This is a genomic window from Mucilaginibacter sp. SG564 (genome assembly GCF_013149275.1).
In the GTDB taxonomy this organism is placed as follows: Bacteria; Bacteroidota; Bacteroidia; order Sphingobacteriales; family Sphingobacteriaceae; genus Mucilaginibacter.
The window spans coordinates 243244-261801 of the sequence record NZ_JABGNA010000007.1 but is presented as its reverse complement, the minus strand read 5'-3'; the positions used below and the strand labels follow the sequence as shown (position 1 = coordinate 261801).

General features: G+C 43.6%; 16 protein-coding genes. 3 read left to right on the top strand and 13 right to left on the bottom strand.

Annotated features, from left to right (window positions below; all coding sequences use genetic code 11):
* Nucleotides 1-7: 7 nt before the first annotated feature.
* The gene (locus tag FHW89_RS17690; protein WP_172336384.1) at nt 8-685 is read right to left on the bottom strand and encodes a response regulator transcription factor; all 678 of its coding nucleotides are present in this window, start codon (nt 683-685) and stop codon (nt 8-10) included.
* A 203-nt stretch (nt 686-888) separates the two neighbouring features.
* Here FHW89_RS17690 and FHW89_RS17685 point away from each other — a divergent pair, with 203 nt between their 5' ends.
* Together FHW89_RS17685 and FHW89_RS17680 are read left to right on the top strand one after the other, a co-directional pair.
* Nucleotides 889-2388 carry a glycoside hydrolase family 130 protein gene (locus tag FHW89_RS17685; protein ID WP_172336383.1) on the top strand — a complete coding sequence of 500 codons (1500 nt, stop codon included), beginning with the start codon at nt 889-891 and terminating at the stop codon, nt 2386-2388.
* 420 nt (nt 2389-2808) lie between these two features.
* Nucleotides 2809-3411 (top strand): TetR/AcrR family transcriptional regulator, encoded by a 603-nt coding sequence (locus tag FHW89_RS17680; protein ID WP_172336382.1) that lies wholly within the window; start codon nt 2809-2811, stop codon nt 3409-3411.
* Between the two features lie 87 nt (nt 3412-3498).
* Here FHW89_RS17680 and FHW89_RS17675 read toward each other — a convergent pair whose 3' ends face one another.
* The 12 genes from FHW89_RS17675 to FHW89_RS17620 form a co-directional block, all read right to left on the bottom strand.
* On the bottom strand, nt 3499-4512 hold the full coding sequence (locus FHW89_RS17675) for a glycosyltransferase family 4 protein (protein WP_172336381.1): 1014 nt from the start codon (nt 4510-4512) through the stop codon (nt 3499-3501).
* 110 nt (nt 4513-4622) lie between these two features.
* On the bottom strand, nt 4623-6902 hold the full coding sequence (locus tag FHW89_RS17670) for a glycosyltransferase family 4 protein (RefSeq protein ID WP_172336380.1): 2280 nt from the start codon (nt 6900-6902) through the stop codon (nt 4623-4625).
* A gap of 388 nt (nt 6903-7290) precedes the next feature.
* Nucleotides 7291-8484 (bottom strand): aspartate aminotransferase family protein, encoded by a 1194-nt coding sequence (locus tag FHW89_RS17665; protein WP_172336379.1) that lies wholly within the window; start codon nt 8482-8484, stop codon nt 7291-7293.
* Between the two features lie 180 nt (nt 8485-8664).
* Complete coding sequence (locus FHW89_RS17660) at nt 8665-9111, bottom strand: hypothetical protein (RefSeq protein WP_172336378.1); 447 nt, start codon at nt 9109-9111, stop codon at nt 8665-8667.
* Between the two features lie 53 nt (nt 9112-9164).
* A complete protein-coding gene (locus FHW89_RS17655; protein ID WP_172336377.1) occupies nt 9165-10112 on the bottom strand; it encodes a hypothetical protein in 948 nt (315 codons plus the stop codon).
* A gap of 61 nt (nt 10113-10173) precedes the next feature.
* The gene (locus FHW89_RS17650) at nt 10174-10728 is read right to left on the bottom strand and encodes an RNA polymerase sigma factor (RefSeq protein WP_172336376.1); all 555 of its coding nucleotides are present in this window, start codon (nt 10726-10728) and stop codon (nt 10174-10176) included.
* Nucleotides 10729-10744: 16 nt separating this feature from the next.
* Entirely contained in the window at nt 10745-11719 is a 975-nt protein-coding gene (locus FHW89_RS17645; RefSeq protein WP_172336375.1) for a transketolase family protein, read from the bottom strand.
* A gap of 116 nt (nt 11720-11835) precedes the next feature.
* A complete protein-coding gene (locus FHW89_RS17640) occupies nt 11836-12681 on the bottom strand; it encodes a transketolase (protein ID WP_172336374.1) in 846 nt (281 codons plus the stop codon).
* Between the two features lie 49 nt (nt 12682-12730).
* A complete protein-coding gene (gene bcp / locus FHW89_RS17635; RefSeq protein WP_172336373.1) occupies nt 12731-13192 on the bottom strand; it encodes a thioredoxin-dependent thiol peroxidase in 462 nt (153 codons plus the stop codon).
* Between the two features lie 154 nt (nt 13193-13346).
* Complete coding sequence (locus FHW89_RS17630; RefSeq protein WP_172336372.1) at nt 13347-15065, bottom strand: M23 family metallopeptidase; 1719 nt, start codon at nt 15063-15065, stop codon at nt 13347-13349.
* A gap of 3 nt (nt 15066-15068) precedes the next feature.
* Nucleotides 15069-15680: a fumarylacetoacetate hydrolase family protein gene (locus FHW89_RS17625; RefSeq protein WP_172336371.1), complete on the bottom strand. Its 612-nt coding sequence runs from the start codon at nt 15678-15680 to the stop codon at nt 15069-15071.
* Nucleotides 15681-15884: 204 nt separating this feature from the next.
* Complete coding sequence (locus FHW89_RS17620; protein ID WP_172336370.1) at nt 15885-16337, bottom strand: T9SS type A sorting domain-containing protein; 453 nt, start codon at nt 16335-16337, stop codon at nt 15885-15887.
* Between the two features lie 254 nt (nt 16338-16591).
* Here FHW89_RS17620 and FHW89_RS17615 point away from each other — a divergent pair, with 254 nt between their 5' ends.
* The gene (locus FHW89_RS17615; RefSeq protein ID WP_172336369.1) at nt 16592-18541 is read left to right on the top strand and encodes a KUP/HAK/KT family potassium transporter; all 1950 of its coding nucleotides are present in this window, start codon (nt 16592-16594) and stop codon (nt 18539-18541) included.
* The last annotated feature ends 17 nt before the right edge of the window (nt 18542-18558 follow it).

The following is an 18558-nucleotide window of genomic DNA, read 5'->3' as shown; positions in this document are numbered from 1 at the left end:
GGAATGTTTAAATATTAATACGGTAACCAATACTCCTTACGGTTTCAAACCAATCAATAGGAATGTATTGCGATAGCTTTTTACGCAGGTTTTTAACATGCACGTCCACAAAGTTGGAGTCGGAATTGATCTCCAGTACATCGCCCCAAACGTGTTCGGTTAAGTTGGTACGTGATATTACCCGGTTTTTATTCAGCACCAGGTAATTGAATATCTCGAACTCTTTTTTGGTGAGGTTAATACGCTCATCATTATACATCACCGTACGGTTCTGGATATTAACGCGCAATCCTTTGATATTGATATCATTGCTTTCCAATCGGTGTTTGCGGCGTGTTATGGCATGCATGCGTGCAAGGAGCTCACTTAACGAAAATGGTTTGGCCAGGTAGTCGTCGGCGCCTTGTTCCAGACCCATTACGCGGTCGTCAACGGCTCCACGCGCTGTAAGTATAATAACGGCGTCGTCGCGTTTTTCAAGGCCTTTCAGCATTTTTAACAGGTCAAAGCCGTCACCGTCGGGCAAGCCAAGGTCAAGCAGTATAAAGTCATAGTTGTTTACAAATATCTTTTCCTCGGCCGATTTTTTGGTACGCGCGTGCTCAACAGTAAAACCTTCATGACTTAAAAATTCATCTACTTCAAGGGCCAAGCCCTTTTCGTCTTCAACAATTAATACATTCATACGCCTGCAATTTACAAAAGATATAAGAATAGAGATAATTTCGGAATTGGGATTTGAGATTTCGGATTTTTATTTAAAATCAGGTGCAGTATATTTCAAGATTTACTCTGTTTTTAAATGTCAAGCTCAAATTCCAAAATGAATATAAATTATCGAAATCAATTTCGGGTTAATGCTGTTAAAGAATAAATACCTCCTTCTATATGAGACTTTCCATTGAACGAAAACCCATAAGAGTTAATCCCGATCCCAAACGCGTTATAGCAAGATTCTTTTTTAATGGGAACGACCGTGCAAAAGAAGTGATAGAACGCGTGATGGATATTAGCGAGGAAGAAGCTTTCGGTATCATTTCGCCATTGCTGCAGGAGTATTCCAAAAGGCATCGTAACATCACCAGGGTACTAAACCGGCATTGCAGTAAGCTAAAGCCATTATTTAATGAGCTGAACATTGATTTTGATACCCTCACAGTTTACCGAAAACTACTCATCGGCTCCTATTTTACCCATGAATATTCCATTGAATCTGCGGCGTTCTTTAACCCATCCATAGTAGAAGATCCAGATCAAACCGAGTTGGAAGATGGTCAGAAACGAGTGATCATCAGCTTTAGGGCAGTAGGTGAGGGCCATATCTCCTCTATCACTTTCAGAAGAGCGCTGATCGATAAAAATAATGAAATTACCATTCAACCTTCAGGTAGCTATATTGATGAGGCCGAAATTGTGCGGAACGCTGTTTATAACAAAAAGCTGTTCTTTGAAAAAGCCGCTATTACCCAGATCAGTATAGATGTGATCAATGAGCTGGAATCAAAGCTCGATCATCATTTTGAGTACGCCAATCTGCGCCGCATCATTCTCGATTCGCAGAAACTACAGGAGAGCGACATGAAGCGCCTGGAATACGACAAGGTACTCTGGCTGGCCGATTCCTACTATGAGATTGTATTTTCATTGGATACCGATATATCAGACAGGGTCATATTCCCCATATCCGAGTACGAACGCAAAGGTATCGAAGATGCCCGCTTTGTGAAATTTATCAATGACGATGGCACCTATGTATACTATGCTACCTATACTGCCTATGATGGTTCGCTGATTATGCCCAAATTGCTGCAAACCACCGACTTTTATAATTTTAAGATCATGCCCCTGTATGGCGCTGGCGCTCAGAACAAGAACCTGGCCCTGTTTCCTCGTAAGGTGAATGATAAGTTTGTGATGATATCGCGCATTGATGGATGCAATAACTATATCATGTACTCCGACAAGATCAATATCTGGGAAAAACCCGTATTGCTGCAACAGCCTAAATTTACCTGGGAGTTTATCCAGATAGGTAACTGCGGATCGCCTATAGAAACTGAAGAAGGTTGGATCATGATCACCCATGGCGTAGGTCCTATGCGGCGCTATGTGCTGGGCGCCAGCCTTTTGAAGCTTGACGATCCAACCATTGAGATCGGTCGCCTGAAGGAGCCCCTGCTTATCCCCAACAGCGACGAACGGGAAGGCTATGTACCCAATGTATTGTACTCCTGCGGTACCATCGTGCATAACGATAAGCTCATTATCCCGTATGGCGTGTCGGACTCATCAACTGCATTTGCCGAGGTTTGCCTGGACGAGCTCCTCAAAAAATTAAAAGAGGACGCAGCCGAGCACCGGGCCAAAACCAGGAAACAAAAAGCGTAGGTCAAAAACTTTTTAAACCTTAAATTTTAACACTTTTTGTGCCTAAATGGGGTGAAAATCGTTCAAAAACTGTTCAAAAAATCTCATTTTAACACTTTTTAACAAATTTTCAACACGATTTTGAGCAGCTTTTGAAACTTTAAAAAGTATTAAATTATTGATTGTCAAATAACTGTATTGGAAATGAGCGATTTTTGCTCTGTTTTTCCCTTAATTCAACAGCCCGTTTTCTCCTTTTTGATCAGGAAAAAACGGGCTGTTGAATTATAGTAAATATACTAAATTATCAGCAGATTTTCGCTGGTTAATTTTTTAAATATGAGTTCTAAAGGGTCATTTTTATTCCGCTGCAACAGCATTGGCATTGTTATTCATAATCATAAAAAGCTTTAACTTTAGCCATACCAATTTATAAAATGTATGGGTAGTAAAGAACGGGTGGAACGTTTAAAAGCAGAGGTCCGTCAGCTTATTCTTGATGCCGCGATGGGGATCGTTAAAGATGAAGGATGCGAGGCATTAAGCATCCGAAAAATTGCTGATACCATTGAATACAGTCCAACTATTGTATATTCTTATTTCCTGAATAAGGAAGCGGTGCTGATCGAATTGTCAAAACGGGGTTTTGCCATGCTTATCAATTGTATACAGCAACGGTTGGCAACGGTAAGCGATCCCAAAGAAAGAATGGAGACCGTATTAAGGGCCGTTCTTTATTTTGCCACCAGTGAAAACGAGCTTTACCAGTTAATGTATAAGGTAGGTACCGATGTGGCGGATGTGGAAAAGGCCTTCCCGGCGCTGTCGACCTTTATTAACCTGTTTCGCGAGGGGATGCAGCCACTGGTAAAAGCAAATGCATTGACAGAGGAAACTTTTCGGTGCAATTACCTGATATGCATGTCGTTTGTACATGGCCTGGTAGCCCTGAACCGCTATTTTAAAGATATTGACCCTGCTATGAATAATATGGTATTGAAGAAAGCCATAGGCGGGATCATTGGCACGATCGAGCGTTCGTAGACATTAAAAATTACATGTTGTCGGTTAAACGCTGCCACGAGATACGCTAATCTCGCGGCAGCGTTTAACAAATATTTTAATTGGGGGTTAGGGGCTTAATATTTGTTTATATAAGCCCAAATAATCAGCCGCCATCTTATCTTTTGAGAACCGGGATGCTGCCCAAGTATGGCAAGCCACCCGGTCAATTGTTTTTATTTGATCAACAGCTGTTACGGCTTCGTCGATATTATCCACCAAAAAACCGGTTTCGGTATCCCTGATCAGCTCCGGCATCGATCCGCGGTTAAAGGCGATCACCGGCGTGCCACAAAGCATGGCCTCGGCTACGCTCATGCCAAAAGGCTCATTAAAACTGATGGGGTGCAACAAGGCATAGGCATTGCCCAAAAGCTGTTTCCGGTTTTCTGGCCCGGCATGACCTATATATTCTATTTCGGCGGATAAAAACGGCTCTACTTTTTCGCGGTAATAATTTTCATCCTGGATTATGCCCGCTATGAGCAGTTTGCGCTTGCTCTTTTGAGCAATGGAAATAGCTTCGGCTGTGCCCTTATCCGGGTGGATGCGGCCAAAGTAAAGCAGATATTTATCCGAATCTGGCTTTTCATAAAATTCAAAATCGGCAGTATTTAGCCCATTATAAACGGTGGCCAGGTATTCCAGTTCGGTGCTACGGTCGGCATTACTAATACTTACGTAATGGCCGCGGTGGTTATATTTTTTGTATACGGGGATAATGCGTGGTGATGAAAAGCCGTGAATGGTAGTTATCAGCGGTGTTTTGATTAAACCCGAATAAGTGAGCGGCAAAAAATCAAAATTGTTATGGATAATATCAAACCGACCGGCCTGCTCCATCAGATTACTGATATGCAAACATTCCAACACTTTGGCATCCTGACTACGGTCTTCCTCGTAGCCCGTAGCGCAAACCGATTCCAGCTTTCCCGCGGTTATCGAATCGCCGGTGGCAAAAAGGGTAACATCGATGCCCAGTTTTATCAAACCTTCGGCAATGTTTGATGCTATCTGTTCCCAGGGGCCATAATGCCTTGGCGGTGTGCGCCAGGCGACGGGCGATAATACGGCAACCTTCATTTTAATTAGTGAATTAGTGAGTTAGTGAATTAGTGAGTGGGGAATGGTGAATAGTGAGGGATGTAGTTTTATTTTACCACTCACTATTCACCATTCAGCACTCTCCACATCTAACAAATCTCCATTTTTTGATTGCCATACTTGTTATATTCGTATTCCAGTTCGAAGGCTTTCAGTACCGTTAAGTGCGATATGAGATAGGCCAGCGTGCTTTCGGCGCCCTGGTTACGGTTGATGCCGGTTGGCAGCAAACCATCACAGCAGCCTTTGGTTTCATGATCATATAAAGGGGCGCGCAACGTGTTTTCGCCCAGGAACCACTTATAGCTCAGGAACATTTTCTCTACATATTGTGGCACCCTGAATATCTGGTAAGCCTGGAAATGCATCAGCACCATGGCCATGGTTTCAATAGCCTGCTGATCAAACGTAGGGAAGCTGCCGCCGCGATAATACCAGCCATCATTTCCTACCGGACTCAGATACCCGTTTGACAGCGTGAGCTTATCCAGGAACGCCATTGTAGCCAATGCTATCCGTTTGGCATCCTCATTCCCGGTTATTTCGCAGGAATGCAGCAGGGCCAGTGGCAGTATGGCATTATCATAGGTCATTTTCTCCTCAAACCATTGCCAATCTTCCGATTGCGTATTTTCATAAGCATCGATGAGCGGCTGCGTAAGCCGGTTCAGTATGTTCACCATGCCTTCATCGGTAGGATACACTTGTAAGTATGAACTGATGCCGATAATGGTATTGGCCATGCCCCTTAAATGTTCCAGCTTTTCAAAATGCGGTACCGATTTATGGAATATCTCCAATGCAAATTCCCGGTACGAGTTGCTGGCCGCGCAACCGATGAGGTGCCCCAGCGCCCAAATGGTACGACCGAAAGAATCCTCCGATCCTACCTCGTCCAGATACCTCCGGTCGAAACTCAGGAAATTGCGGAAATTGCCATCATCCGTTTGCATGTAGTGAATATAGCTGAGGTAGATAGGGAGCAGCTCAAATGCTTCGCGGCTTTTGCTGCGTTGATAAGCCATCAGCGCCATAATGAGCGCGCGGGCATTATCATCCAGGCAATAACCCTCTTTTAAATTGGGTATGCCGTATTTGGCATGTTGTACAATACCGGTATCATCTGTTAAGCGCAGTACATGCGTAAGGCTGAATTTGGGCAATATCTCGGGATCAACAATACTGTTTTTTAGTATCTTATCGCTAAAATCAAACCGTACACTGGCTTCCTGGGCCACTTTAATAAACTCGGCACCTACTACCGGCCAGCGCAGGTGTAAGCCATATTGATAAGCATTTTCTTTGAGTTCTTTTAATACCAGGTCCTGATCAAGCAGTTCAATAACGGTATCGGCCAGGGCGTCGGCGTTTTTAAAATCAAACAGGCGGCCGCGTTTATCGGCCAGTAGTTCGGTTGCATGCCAGTATGGGGTTGATACCACGGCTGCTCCGGCACCAACGGCATAAGAGAGCGTACCACTGGTGATCTGCGCTTCGTTCAAATATGGAGTAACATAAATTTCGCAGGCCGTGAGGTAATTTACCAGCTCTTCTTCCGATACAAATTTATTGATGAAAGCCAGGTTGGCCGATACACCCAGTTGGGCGGCCAGGGTTTTGAGGTGGTCGCGGTATTCTTCACCTGAGCTTTTGATTACGCCCGGATGGGTATTGCCTAATATTACATAAGTTACATCAGGATGTTTGGCCACAATGCGGGGCAATGCTTTTACCACGGTTTCCAGACCTTTATTGCGGCTCAGCAAACCGAAGGTTAACAACACCCGGCGATTTTTAAATGACGACAGGTTTTTAACCGGATTATTGACCAGCGCTTCCACATCCGGAACACCATGTTCAATGATCTGGATCTTTTCGGCAGGGATATCATAAATGGTGGTTAAAAATTCCACAGCCCGCTGACTCATCACAATGATCTTTGATGATTGCTCGGCTATTTCGCGAATGATGATACGCTGCACATAGCTGGGATCTTTTAATATGGTATGCAGTATCGAGATCAATGGTTTTTCGAGCCGGTTGATCAGCGGTAAAATGTAGATGCCGCTTTCGCCGCCGTAAATACCAAACTCATGCTCCATGATACATACGTCGGCATTGCTGGTATTGATATAGTTGGCCGCACGGATATAATCTTTCTGGTGGTCCTGGCGAATAACATATTTCACCTCCTCCGGGTATTCGTAATGCTGCAAACTCTCCGAATCGTTCAGCGCGACCACAAAGCCACCATGCGCTAAAGATTGTCTTTCGGGAAAATTGGCGTTAATAGCCCGCATCAGGTTTTGATTGAACGTGGCCAGGCCACATTCGCGGGGAGGGTAGGTTGATATATATGCTATTTTCATATTGGGTATAGATGTTAAGAACGTATGGTAATAGATTGAACAATTCCTTTTAATTAATTGTTTAAACTATGACTATAAAAAAGAGCAGTATTGATCTGTTTTGACAGGAAACAGACTTTTTCGATCCTTTTTGTATAGATAATACCATAAATGCACAAACCATACCAGTTTAATTCAAAATAAAAATTTTAATATATTATTTAATAAAGTAACTTGAAAGTTACGTTGGGGGATAGGAGTATAATAAATTTAAGAATATGTCATTGCGAGCGCAGCGTGGCAATCCCTAACTATACAGAGTGGCTTTGCATATCGGGGATTGCCACGTCGTTCCTCCTCAGCAATAATGCGTGTGGGAGTTGATTGGATGAGCTGATTGGCCGTTATGCTAATCTACAGTATAATACTCAACAGCCTCCAATATCACACTACATGCATGTTCAATTTGGTCGGGAGTAATAATAAGCGGAGGGGCTATACGCATGGAGTTGCTGCAATGCAAGAACCAGTCGGTGATGATGCCGTGTTCAATGCAGCGGTCGATTATTTTTTTATTCAGGTCAAAGTTGTCCAGTTCAACAGCCAGCATAAGACCTTTGCCCCGTACCTGTTTAATAGCCGGGTGAACCAGTAATTTGCGGAACAGGGCTTCCTTTTCGGCTACGCCGGATACCAGGTTGTCGTACAGTAGTACTTCTAATGCTGCCAGTCCGGCGGCGCAACACACCGGGTGCCCGCCAAAGGTGGTAATGTGACCCAGGATGGGGTTTTCTTTCAGCGCGCCCATGATAGCGTTAGAGGAGATAAAAGCACCTACAGGCATACCGCCGCCCAGCGCTTTGGCCAGCAATAAAATATCGGGTACAATGTCAAAATGTTCAAAAGCGAAAAGTTTACCTGTGCGGCCAAAAGCGGCCTGTATCTCGTCCAGTATCAGCAAAGTGCCGGTTTCGTCGCAGCGCTTGCGCAGGGCCTGCATGTAAGCAAAATCGGGTACACGGATACCAGCTTCGCCTTGTACCGTTTCGATAATAACGCAGGCGGTTTGATGGGTGATGAGCTGCAGATCGTCTGCCTCGTTAAAACGTATAAAGCTTACGCCAGGCAATAGGGGGCGGTAAGCCTGTTTAAATTCTTCGTTGCCCATTACGCTTAAGGCGCCCTGGGTGCTGCCGTGATAAGAGTTATGGCAAGCGATGATCTGCTGGCGTCCGGTATAACGTTTGGCCAGTTTTAAGGCTCCCTCAACGGCCTCGGCACCGGAATTGGTAAAGTATACCGACTGCAGATTTTGAGGCAGCACAGACACCAGCTTTTCGGCAAAACGCACTTGTGGTGTTTGTACGTATTCGCCATAAACCATCAGGTGCATGTATTGGTCAACCTGGTGTTTGATGGCTGCTATAACTTTAGGGTTGCCGTGACCCAGGCTGCTTACGCCAATGCCCGATATCAAGTCGGTATGGGCTTTGCCTGCCGTATCATACATATATACTCCCTCGGCCCGTTCAAACTCCAGCAACAGCGGAAAATTGGTGGTTTGCGCGTTATTGGTTAAAAAGATCTGGCGAAGAGTAGGCATGGGAGAGCAATTAGTGAATTATTGATTTAGTGAATTATTGAGTTGGGGGAGTAGAATAATTATTGAGTTATTGATTTATGACGATACAAAAATCGTCATTTCCCTTAACACTTTAGCTATTGTAAAATCACTAATTGAAAACCAATCACTAATTCACTAAATCAATAATTCAATAATTAGTTAGTTCCCTGCTCTTTCGCTGCGTTCGCTGAGTTGTTTGATGAGCTCATCGCGGAACTCGCGTTCGCTTTTGTAAAGCTCGCTTACCTTTTCGGGGGGGAGTATTTTCAGAAAAGCGTCTTTATAACGCTTGCGTATGGCTACCTGCTGGCTTTCGTAATAAATTTCTTTATCTATTTGTTCGGTACCATTGGCCGCTGCGCTGGAGTTGTTTAGGCGCTTGAGCACGTTAACGGCGGTAAGCTCCTGTTGATATTGACGGTATATGGGCCAAAATTTAGCCGATTCTTCATCGGTAAGGTTAAGCTGCTTGGTGATAAACCTGTCATGAGCCGCATCAAGTTTCTGGCGGGTGTTTTTTTTATCACGCAAAGGAGCAGGGGTTATCTTTTGCCTCTGCACCAGGTTGTTATTTACCTGTGCAAAGGATTGGTAACCCGCTGCCATTATAAAAAATAAAATAAGAATATACCTGATCAATATGCGCATTAAAAGTATCGTTAATTAGTGGAATCCAAATAGTCCGACAGATCTTCATCCAGATTTGCAGTATTAATTTGCTGTCCGCCATCCATCAGGCTACGGGTATCATTTGCATCCGCGTGTAATTGCAGATAGCTCTTAATTTCATCAACAGGCACGGTCGACAATTGCTCATGTAAAAATGAGTGATCATGTTTTACAGGAGAATCACCATTTCTTACCAACAGTCCAATACCCAATATAAGGGCAAAGCAGGCTGCAGTAGCATACCTGAAGGTTTGTGATGCGAACATCCTGCGTACAATGCCCTTCTTTTTAACGGCAGCCGGCAAGGTAATTACTTTGGCGGTTGCTACCTCTTCCTCATTAACAGTTTTGCTTAAGATATTCCGGCTTAACTGCTCAAAATAATTCTCGGGCACGGTAAAACCTTCGGCTTCACTGCTGATATGCTCCTCAACGGCTATCCGGCTTTGAATATTACCGCTCAGTGTTTCGAAGTAATTTTCGGGCACGGTAAAGCTTTCGGCTTCATTATTTACCAATTCGTCAATAGCTATCCTGCTTTGGATATTACTGCTCAGTTCGTCAAAATAATTTTCGGGCACACTAAAACCCTGATGCTCCGGGTTTAATGCCTCCTCAATAGTTATTCTGCTTTGAATATTGCTGCCAAGTTCATTAAAATAATTTTCAGGTACGGTAAAACCGGAGTCCTGTGTGTTCACAGCGTCCTCAACACGTATGCGGCTTTGTATATTACTGCTTAATTGATCAAAGTAGTTTTCAGGCACGGAAAATCCGGTGGATGAGCTTTTTAGCTCTTCCAGCCTTATGCGTGATGTTATATGCTGCGCTAATTCATCGAAATAGCCAGCTGGAACCACAAACGGATTCCTGGCATCGATCCGTTTTAGTGATTCATAATCATCCAGCCACTCCCTATTGTCCATATCGCTTTTCATACAGTACTATAGATGAATTTAGTGCTAAAAGGTTTAACGTAAATCTGTATTAATTTTGAATTTAATCTTTTGATAATAAAAATGCCTCTATCTTCTTGACTGCCAGGTGAAAAGATGCCTTTAACGCACCCACGCTGGTACCCAAAACGTCAGATATTTCTTCATATTTCATATCATCATAGTACTTCATGTTGAAAACCAGGCGCTGTTTTTCGGGCAGGGTAAGCAATGCTTCCTGCAGTTTGCGTTGCGCCTGGTCGCCGTTAAAATAGCTCGAATCGGCTAATGAATCGGCCAGTTCATAAGCTACATCATCCAACGGTATATTATTTTTTTGCTTCTTCTTGTTCAAAAAGGTAATACACTCGTTGGATGCTATCCTGTACATCCAGGTGTATAGCTGCGCGTCGTTTCTGAAGCCCAGCAGGTTTTTCCAAACCTTGATAAAAACGTCCTGCACAAGATCGTCCGCATCGTCATGATCAACAACCATACGACGGATGTGCCAGTAAATTTTTTGCTGGTATTTTTTCAATAACAGGTTAAACGCTTCGTTACGTGTTTTTTCGTCCTGGAACTTACTTAAAATCTCTGAATCTTCAACCTGCAACGACATTTTTTAAATTTTATAGTTAAATGCTTATTATCGCATTTTGTTTTCTTTTCATCACCTTTTTTGCCGCCAGCACAATGTGCTCGGCATCAAGGCCATACTTTGTCATCAACTGCTCTGGTGTACCGCTTTCGCCAAAGCTGTCATTAACGGCCACATACTCCTGTGGTGTTGGGTTATGTACCGCCAGCACTTGTGCAATGCTGTCGCCCAAACCACCCAGGCGGTTATGCTCTTCGGCAGTTACTACGCAACCTGTTTTGGCTACCGACTTTAATACGGCTTCTGCATCCAAAGGTTTTATGGTATGTATGTTAATGATCTCGGCATCAATACCTTCCTCGGCCAATATTTCGCCGGCCAATATGGCTTGCCATACCAGGTGACCGGTGGCAAATATACTTACATCTGCGCCTTCATTCACCATCCATGCCTTGCCAATCTCAAATTTTTGATCCGGATCGGTAAAAATAGGCACCACCGGCCTGCCAAAACGCAGGTAAACCGGGCCATCATATTCGGCAATGGCCAGGGTAGCGGCTTTGGTTTGGTTATAATCGCAGGTGTTGATCACTGTCATACCCGGCAACATTTTCATCAGCCCAATATCTTCCAGGATCTGGTGAGTAGCACCATCCTCACCCAGGGTTAAACCGGCGTGTGAAGCGCAAATTTTTACGTTTTTGTTGGAGTAAGCTATCGATTGGCGGATCTGGTCATAAACCCTGCCGGTTGAAAAGTTAGCGAAAGTACCTGTAAACGGAATTTTACCGCCAATGGTCATACCGGCGGCAATGCCCATCATATTGGCTTCGGCAATACCTACCTGTACAAAACGTTCAGGAAATTCTTTAATGAAATCATTCATTTTTAACGATCCGATCAGGTCGGCGCAAAGGGCCACTACCTGGTTGTTTTTTCTGCCGGCTTCCAGCAGCCCGGCGCCAAAGCCCGAGCGGGTATCTTTTTTATCTGTGTAAGTGTATTTTTTCATGAGCCTCACCCAACCCTTTCCATACCGATAGTTATCGGGAGAGAGTGTTTTTGGGAAATATTCTATGTGATAAATTATTGTGTCTTGATTCTTGTCTCTTGCTTCTAAGAAGGGGCTTAATAATCGCCCAGTGTTTCTTCCAGTTGGCCGAGGGCTAGTTGCAGCTGCTCGTCATTTGGCGCTACACCATGCCATTTGTGGCTGCCCACCATAAAATCAACTCCGTAACCCATTTCGGTATGCATCAGTATCATGATCGGTTTGCCCTGACCTGTGCGGCTTTTGGCCAGCTCCAGTGTTTTTACCACATCGGCCATGTCGTTGCCTTTCATCTCCAGTACATCCCAGCCAAAAGCTTCCCATTTGGCATGTAAGTCGCCTAATGACAATACCAGGTTGGTTGGTCCGTCAATCTGCTGGCCGTTTACGTCTATGGTTGATATCAGGTTATCTACTTTATTGTGCGGTGCAAACATGGCGGCTTCCCATATTTGTCCTTCCTGCAACTCACCATCACCGTGCAGTGTAAATACTAATGATTTATCGCCATTCAATTTTTTGGTAAGAGCGGCGCCAATAGCTACCGATAAACCCTGACCTAATGAACCCGAAGCGATGCGGATTCCCGGTAAATGCTCATGCGTGGTTGGGTGGCCCTGCAAACGGGTGTTCAGCTTGCGGAAGGTAGCCAGCTCTGCTTTGTCAAAATAACCGGCATGGGCCAATGTGCTGTAAAATACAGGCGAAATATGCCCGTTTGATAAAAAGAAAATATCCTCGCCCACGGCATCCATGTTAAACTTTGGATTGTGGTTCATTACCGAGAAGTAAAGGGCGGTAAAATAGTCTGTACAGCCTAATGAACCACCCGGGTGACCGGATTGGCAGGCGTGTACCATACGTACAATGTCGCGGCGGATCTGCGACGCGGTTTTTTCTAATTCTTGAATAGTAGGTTTCATCAATAAAGTTCGGGATCGCTAAAAATAGCTTTGATATGGTTTTTAAAGTTTATGCTATCAGGTCGAGTATCTGCTGTGAAGCGTTTTGCGTATCAACCTTGTGAATTATTTTGCTGATGATACCATCGGCACTGATGAGGAAAGTAGTGCGTGCGGTACCCATATACTGTTTGCCGTACATGTTTTTTTCTACCCAAACGCCATAAGCTTCTACAATTTGTTTTTCGCTATCGGCTATCAGGGTAAAAGGCAGGCTGTATTTGGTCTCGAATTTTTTGTGCGATTTTTCGTCGTCGGTACTTACACCGATCACTTCAAAGCCAATTTTCGATAAATACTGATAGTTATCTCTAAAGTTGCATGACTCGGCGGTGCAACCCGGGGTGTCATCTTTTGGATAAAAGTAAAGGATCACATTTTTTCCTTTGTAATCAGCAAGCGAAATGGTTTTACCATTCTGGTCCTTCGCCGTAAAATCGGGGGCTTTATCGCCTTCTTTTAATGTTGCCATAGGTGTTGTTTGTTTTTTAGTATCAAGTAGCCGGTTAGTATCAAGTAGCTAGTATCAAGTATCAAGATTTTTTACATCAAGATTTTCGTTGCTCCTAAACACCGCATTCAAGAGGTCTTGATACTTGATACTAGCTACTTGATACTAAATTATACTATCTATAAAAATCGGCTGTAAATTCCGAAAAATTATTCTTATTGTCGCCAATTGTAAGCTTAAATACATGCTTACCGGGAGCAATTTCGCCGTTAAAGGTATAACTTAGTATTTTACTTTTATAATCCCACTCCATTAAAACCCATTTATTATCGATAGTGCCCGCATAGGTTTTAATGCCCGACAGGTTATCGCTCATCCTGAAATTGATACTTTTGGCTGCAGCCATGTTTTTACCGTTGATGATATTGAGCGGATGGATAACCGGTGAAATGGTATCTATCTTAATAAAATAATCGCCAAAGGAGGTCACTTTTGATTTAACGTAGCCATCCTGAAAATAACCACCCTGGCAACCATTTGCTGTACCTACAATCACCGCCTTATCGGCATATTTGCCCAGGTCGGCATCTGGTTTTATCCAAAGGTCGTAACTATCATGGATGGGTGTAAGGCGATTATGGATATGGTGTACCTGCGAAAAGCCCGAGGCCGGTTTGGGCGATACAGAATAAATAAAATCCAAATCGTCATATAAATTGCCCGGCATAATGCTCACCTTCACCTTATCTGTACTGAACTCGCTTTTTTGATCAAAATGAAACAATGTACCAGCTATTTTATAAGCAGGGGGCGTAAATTTTTCTGACTGTACTTTTAGTTTCAGGGTTGATGTATTGCCGGCCACGTCTTTCACTACATACTCCACATCGTGCAGAGCGTTGTCATCAAAAGTAATGATACCCCGGTTAATGGACTGTGGATAAAGGGATATGTGGCTGCCAGGTAATATAAAGCACTTCTGCATCCAGCGGCGCGATGATTCAAACGCGGGATAATCAATATAAGCATTGATGGCATGGGTTTGATCAAAGGCAAAACGCTCTACTGTAAAGGTATACACGGTTTGACCATCGAGCTTTAACTCCAGTGAATAAATGCCGTTATGATTGGCCGACGCGCTGTTCATATCGGTAGTATTGATACCGAAACCTACGTATCCGCTCAGATGCAACACCTGTGGTTTTAATAAGCGATAGCTGCCTGTACCTACGCTCCCGGTTACTGCCAGAAATTCTTTAGGCGTTTTTTCGCTGAAAGGACTACCGTTGAGGTGATAAATGCCGATAGATGTGATGGATGGTGGAACGCGATCCGGAATGGTTAAACCAAACAATTGCGGGTTAATGGTTTGCTCGGTTTGAGTGTCCCTGATCTCGAAATGCACGTGCGGCCCAGCCGATGCCCCGGCATTGCCCGACATGGCGAATACGTCACCTTTTTGAAGAGGTACCTGTTTAGGGTCGAGATTAAAATCGGCCTCGTAGGTTTGGTGATCATATTGGTAGGCTTTTGCAATGGCCGCTATAGCCGGCGAAAAAGCTTCGAGATGACCATAAACGGTGGTATAGCCATTGGGATGGGTGATGTAAACCGCGCGACCAAAACCACCAAATTGCACCCTTACCCTTGATACATAGCCTTCGGCGGCCGCGTGTACCGGGTAGCCGGTACGCTGATTGGTTTTAAAATCGAGCCCCGAGTGAAAGTGGGAAGGCCTGAGTTCGCCAAATGAACCGGCTGTAGTAGGAGGCAAATCAAGTGGGTAGCGGAAATAGTTTTGCGGGTATTGCCTGCTTTGTATAGGTGTTTGTGCCTGTATGCCCAAATTAAAAGCGAGACATAGCGCGGCTGCAATCAGCTGTTTTTTAATCATATTTTATTTAACGTAAAAGTCAAGCAGTTTTTCGTTCTCTAAATATCCTTCCAGCCTATCGCCAACTTTTACTTTTGATACGCCCTGTGGGGTACCGGTAAATATCAAATCGCCTTTTTTAAGGGTGATGTATCGTGAAACAAAGGCAATAATGTTCTCGAACGGAAACAGCAGATCACGGGTATTGCCCTGCTGCCGGGTTTCGCCATTTACGTCCAGTTTAAAATTCAGATCATAGATTTGGGCAAATTTACTTTTGGGCACAAAAGCGCTGGTGGGAGCTGAACCGTCAAATGCTTTGGCCAGTTCCCAGGGCAGACCCTTTTCTTTATGTTTGCTTTGGATATCGCGGGCGGTAAAATCAACACCGAGGGCAATTTCCTCATAGTAATTAGCCGCGAATTTTTCGCTGATGTGCTTGCCTTCCTTGCTTATTTTTAAAACGATCTCGATCTCGTGATGTACATCGTCAGAAAAATCGGGATGGTAAAAAGGCTTGTTATCCTTGATGATGGCTGTTTCGGGTTTCATGAAAATAACCGGAACGGCGGGTACCGGGTTATTTAATTCTTTGGCATGTTCGGCATAGTTGCGGCCAATGGCAATTATCTTCATAAGTAAAGCTTAAACGCCAAAGCTAAAAAAATAGGTTGGTTTGTGGTATGGGGATTTTGGGGAAATGGCAAATATGATTTGAGTTTTTGAGCGAGAGATTTGTCATGCTGAACGTAGTGAAGCATCTAATTATATGACCTGAATAGTTAAATAACAGATCCTTCGTTCCTCAGGATGACAAAATAAAAGATGAATTATTAAGGATTACAATACCGAGATGCGCTTGATAACCGATTCGGTACCGGCTACAACGCGTACAAAGTAAAAGCCGCGGTTAAGTTTGTTGGCTATAGGGTAGTTGATGTTATGATCGCCGGAATCAACCCTTGATGAAAACATGGTGGTAATATCGTTACCCAAAATATCCATTATTTTAATAGTGACATTGGAGTTGCGGGATATGGTATATTTTAAATTGATCTGATCGGTAACCGGGTTAGGGTATACCTGCACATCATTCAATAATTTATCTGTGGGGCGCGAAACGCTTACTTTTACGCTTGATGTTATTGCGGGTTTTGTTGGGGGTAATACCAGGTGCAGCCCATTTTTAAAATAAGACATTTTTCCTGCCTTCTCTTTTGAAGCACGCAGGTAAGTAGTGTCGTTTTTAATCTTGGCATCGGAGACAAAGGCCAGATTCATAAAAACTGCCATCGCAATTAGTACGAACCAGGTATAAGTGTAAATAAAGGAATAAGTTATTTTTCGCCCCATTTTAAGTCTTCGTCTACAAAAGTATAAATAAAGCCATCATCAATTAAAAAAATGATGCTTTTGTAAAACTTTTTAACAATTTTTAACAAAATATGTCCGTTTTACACTATTTGACTCTTCTTTCATTTATACGTTTAATGTTTATTTAAGTTTACTGGAAAAATTTAATATTTTTGCAACTTTAAAATATAATAGTGTCGAACCATAAAGATCTGCAAAAACTGACGGCCGCGGGCCTTCTTATCAGTTTAGGAATAATTTACGGTGATATTGGTACCTCCCCATTATACGTATTTAAGGCTATAGTTGGCCAGCAACAAATTTCCGAAACATTAATACTCGGAGGTGTATCCCTCATCTTCTGGACACTTACGCTGCAAACCACGTTGAAATATGTGGTGATCACGCTGCGTGCCGACAACAAGGGCGAAGGTGGCATTTTCTCACTTTTCTCGCTGGTGCGCCGTAAAGCCAAATGGCTTATTGTGCCTGCTGTGGTTGGTGGCTGCGCGCTATTGGCCGACGGTATCATTACCCCGCCAATTACCATATCATCGGCTATTGAGGGTTTGCAAACTTATTATCCGAATTTACCTACCGTCGAGATAGTAATGGCCATCATTACTGCGCTTTTTGTGATACAGCAATTTGGTACATCACTGGTGGGTAAAGCTTTCGGGCCTATCATGTTTATCTGGTTCACTATGATGGGTGTGCTGGGTATAAGCTATATCATCCATGATCCAATCGTAATAAGGGCCTTAAACCCATATTATGCTTATAAATTATTAAGCTCCAGCACCAGTGGTAACGCGTTTATTGTATTAGGCGCCGTGTTTTTATGTACTACCGGTGCCGAGGCTTTATACTCCGATCTGGGTCACTGTGGTAAAGCCAATATCCGTATCAGCTGGATATATGTTAAAACCTGTTTGATACTAAACTACCTGGGCCAGGCAGTTTGGCTGTTGCAACGCAATGGCACTGTGATGGACCTTAATATTAATAATCCGTTCTATAAAATAATGCCGGCCTGGTTTCTGATATTCGGTATTGGTATAGCCACGGTGGCGGCAATTATTGCCAGCCAGGCCTTGATATCGGGCTCATTTACGCTGATAGCCGAGGCCGTACGACTTAACCTGTGGCCCAAGGTGCGTATCAATTATCCGTCGGAACAAAAAGGACAACTGTATGTACCCAGTGTAAACTGGATACTCTGGGCTGGTTGTTTGGGTGTGGTATTGATCTTCCGTCATTCTGACAGGATGGAGGCTGCCTATGGTTTAAGTATAACCGTGGCCATGTTGATGACCACTATATTGGTATCCAAATTCCTGAAACGTAAAAAGGTACCCAACTATATCATTACTATATTTTTGGTTGTTTACGTGTCTATCGAGGGTACTTTCCTGGCGGGTAACTTACACAAGTTCCTGGATGGTGGTTGGTTTACCCTGTCAATAGGTTTTGTGCTGTTCACCGTAATGTGGACCTGGCACACGGCCCGTAAGATCAGGAACCGTTACGTGAAGTTTGTGAGTATTGATGATTACTTTGATATTCTTAAAGAATTAAGCGCCGATGAAACCGTACCTAAATACGCGTCGCAATTGGTGTATTTAACCAGCGCCAATTTCAACTCCGAAATTGAATCGAAGATAGTTTACTCCATTTTACAAAAGCAACCTAAACGTGCTGATGTTTACTGGCTGGTACATGTTGATGTGGTTGATGAGCCTTACAAACGCGAATATGAAGTGGAGTTCCTGGTGCCTAACAAATTGATCAGGATCGACTTTAAACTTGGTTTCCGGGTAGAGCAACAGATCAACCTGCTGTTCCGTAAAGTAGTGGAAGATCTGGTTAAAAAAGGCGAGGTGGATATTACCAGTCATTATAAATCATTGAACAAACACAAGATCGTTGGCGATTTCAGGTTTGTGGTGATCGAAAAAGTGCTGTCACGCTCGCACAGCCTGTCGTTCTACGAACGGTTTATCATGGATTTCTACGTACAGCTTAAAAAGGTGAGTTTATCTGAGGAACGTGGCTTTGGTCTGGACCTGAGCTTTGTTACTGTAGAGAAAGTACCGTTAATGCTGTCGATCCCTGAAGCTATAGAGATACACCGGGTAAATTAGATTTTTTGGATCAAGGA